3 protein-coding genes are annotated in these 2,735 nt (G+C 63.7%); 2 read left to right on the top strand and 1 reads right to left on the bottom strand.

Annotation, left to right across the window (positions count from 1 at the left end; genetic code table 11):
* Nucleotides 1-214: 214 nt before the first annotated feature.
* Nucleotides 215-985 (bottom strand): nickel pincer cofactor biosynthesis protein LarB, encoded by a 771-nt coding sequence (gene larB, locus ACHHRT_RS13675; protein WP_395500326.1) that lies wholly within the window; start codon nt 983-985, stop codon nt 215-217.
* 97 nt (nt 986-1,082) lie between these two features.
* Here larB and ACHHRT_RS13670 point away from each other — a divergent pair, with 97 nt between their 5' ends.
* Nucleotides 1,083-1,994, top strand: a complete 912-nt coding sequence (locus ACHHRT_RS13670) for a 50S ribosomal protein L11 methyltransferase (protein ID WP_395500325.1) — start codon at nt 1,083-1,085, stop codon at nt 1,992-1,994.
* Nucleotides 1,991-2,719 carry a 16S rRNA (uracil(1498)-N(3))-methyltransferase gene (locus ACHHRT_RS13665; protein WP_395500324.1) on the top strand — a complete coding sequence of 243 codons (729 nt, stop codon included), beginning with the start codon at nt 1,991-1,993 and terminating at the stop codon, nt 2,717-2,719. Before ACHHRT_RS13670 ends, ACHHRT_RS13665 begins: the two co-directional genes overlap by 4 nt.
* The last annotated feature ends 16 nt before the right edge of the window (nt 2,720-2,735 follow it).

Below are 2,735 nucleotides of genomic sequence, written 5' to 3'. Positions count from 1 at the left end.
TCTCCGGGAAACCGGAAGGACAAGTCGGCAATCTACTCAAAATCGCCGTCACTGTCAATTACTTTTTTCTACCGGCGGTCTAAATTATCAACCACCCCAATCTCCTTCCCAGCCAGTCCGGCTGCGGCCTGAGGCCCGGGACGCGACCAGCGGGAAGGCCGGGAAGATAGCCGCGAGCCGGTCGATTGTCAACGACTTTCGTGATCTTTTTTTCTCAGCCCGGCGGCGGAGGTGAATCGCATCTATTAATAGAGGCAGCGGCACAAGCGGCGCCGAAACCGTTGTCGATATTGACCACCGTCACCCCCGGGACACAACTGTTCAACATCCCCAGCAGGGCGGCGATCCCGCCAAACCCGGAGCCATAGCCCACACTGGTGGGGACCGCGATCACCGGTTTGTCCACCAGACCGCCAACCACGCTGGGCAGAGCGCCCTCCATCCCCGCGACCACGATCAGTACCGAGGCGGCCTCCAGCAGCTGGCGATGACCCAGCAGGCGATGGATGCCCGCCACCCCCACATCGAAGAGGCGGTCCACGGGATTGGCCAGACATTCGGCGGTGAGAGCGGCCTCCTCCGCCACCGCCTCATCGGAAGAGCCGGCGGAAAGCACCACGATCCGCCCCCGGCATCCGGCGGGAATATCCGGCCGATTGGCGGTGAGCATCCGGGCGGCGGGATGATAGGCCAACTCCGGCAGCACGGCGCAAACCGTGGCCGCCTTCCCCGCGTCAACCCTGGTGGCCAGCGCCATTTGGTTCCGGGCCAGGATGGCGCCCATAATCCGCGCGAGCTGCTCGGCGCTCTTGCCCGCCCCATAGACCACCTCCGGAATTCCGGTCCGCAACCGCCGATGGTGGTCCAGGTGGGCTCCGGCCAGCATTTGGGCGGGCCACTGTTTGAGCTGAGCCACCACCTCGTCCATCGTTCGGCTCCCGGTTACCAGCTCGCCAAGCAATTTTTCCAGGTCCTGTTTTTCCATGGCAGACAACCCCTCCAGCCGGTAGAATGCGCTCCTTTAAACTCCGCCGCCGTGGGGCAGCGCCCCATAAACATACAGCAAAAGGTCCTCGGTTAACATGGCTAATCAGCAAACCCGCAATTGGCTGCAACTCAGTATCAGATGTCCAGCCGCGATGGCCGACCATGTCGCCGCCCTGCTGGCCTCTTTCAACCCCCAGGGAACGGAACAGGGTTACAGCGGCTTCGACGAGAGCCCGGAGTGGGAAACCGTCTCCCTCTACCTGGAAGACACTCCCGCCACCAAGGAGCAACTGGCCGAAATCGAGACCGCCCTGGAAACTTTGCGACGACTGAATCCCACCGGGCCGACTTGGGAGATCACGCGGCAGCTCATTGCCGATTGCGACTGGAACGCGACCTGGAAAAAACAGTTCACCCCCCTGCCGGTGGTGCCGGGGTTGGTAATCAAACCCAGCTGGGAAGATTACCTCCCGCAACCCGGCGAAAAGGTGATCGAGATGGACCCGGGCATGGCCTTTGGCACCGGCCACCACGCCAGCACCCGTCTGGCCCTGGAGCTGCTGGCGGAGTTGTGCCGCGGGAAGCTGCCGCCGGCCAGCGTGCTGGATTACGGCTGCGGCACCGGCATTCTGGCCATGGCGGCCGCCCTCTGGGGCTGCCCCCGGGTTCTCGCCCTGGACAACGACCCCGAAGCGGTGGCGGTGGCCGGGCAAAACATTCTGGTCAACCAGCTTGCAGCGATGATTAAAACCGGCCTGCCGGAAGAGCTGCCGCCGAAAGAGCAGTTCGCGGTGGTAATGGCCAACATCACCACCGATGTCTTATTGCGGCTGGCCACCACCCTGGCGGCCGCCACCCGCCCCGGCGGGTATCTTATCCTGGCCGGCATCCTGGCGGGCGAGCAGGAACAGGCCATCCATCGGTGCTTTCGGGAGCTGGGCCTCGAGCTTGCCGCCCACCCCCGGCAGGAGGAGTGGGCCGCCTGCCGGTTCAAAAAACCCGCATGAGACGTTTCTTCATCGAACCCGAGGCCATCCAGGGCGACCAGGCTGTCCTGGGGGGCGGAGACGCCCACCACCTGCTCCACGTTCTCCGCCTGAAGAGCGGCGAGGAGGTGGAGCTGTTCAGCGGCGACGGCCTGGTCCACCGGGCCCGGATCGAAGGCGGCGATCGCGACCGGGTCCAGCTGCGCCTGCTCTCCACCAGCGATACCCCGCCGGGGAACCTTGCCATCCATCTGGCCCAGGCCATGCTCAAGGGCAAAAAAATGGACCTGGTGGTGCAAAAGTGCACCGAACTGGGGGTGGTCGCCATCCACCCCTATCTTTCCACCCATACCAAAATCGCTGCTCCCGAACCGGGCAAAATCGAGCGTTGGCAACGGATTATCCTGGAATCATGCAAGCAGTGCAACCAGCCCTGGCCGCCGACCTGCCTCCCGGCGAGGAGTTTTGACCAGATCCTGAGCCAGACCGGCACCCACGACCTCCGCCTGATCTGCTGGGAGCAAGCCGCGGCCCCCCCCCTGCGTCACGTCGTTGAAGGGCTGGCCAAACCGGCCTCGATTCTGGTGATGATCGGCCCGGAGGGCGGGTTCAGTTCCGATGAGGTCAACCAAGCCCGAGCCGCCGGCTTTCTGCCGGTGGGCCTGGGGCGGCGAGTCCTTCGGGCCGAGACCGCCGCCATTGCCACCATCGCCCTGCTCCAGTACATTTTTGATGATCTCCTTTGATTTTCTTAAAAAAAAT

This window comes from Desulfurivibrio modestus, from assembly GCF_044068625.1.
Lineage (GTDB): Bacteria > Desulfobacterota > Desulfobulbia > Desulfobulbales > Desulfurivibrionaceae > Desulfurivibrio.
Note: the sequence above shows the minus strand (reverse complement) of the source record. Positions and strands in the feature narration are given on the sequence as shown.

Coding starts and splice junctions, on each gene's coding strand:
- ACHHRT_RS13665 (WP_395500324.1), top strand. CDS start 1,991: ATGAGACGTTTCTTCATCGAACCCGAGGCCATCCAGGGCGACCAGGCT.
- ACHHRT_RS13670 (WP_395500325.1), top strand. CDS start 1,083: ATGGCTAATCAGCAAACCCGCAATTGGCTGCAACTCAGTATCAGATGT.
- larB (WP_395500326.1), bottom strand. CDS start 985: ATGGAAAAACAGGACCTGGAAAAATTGCTTGGCGAGCTGGTAACCGGG.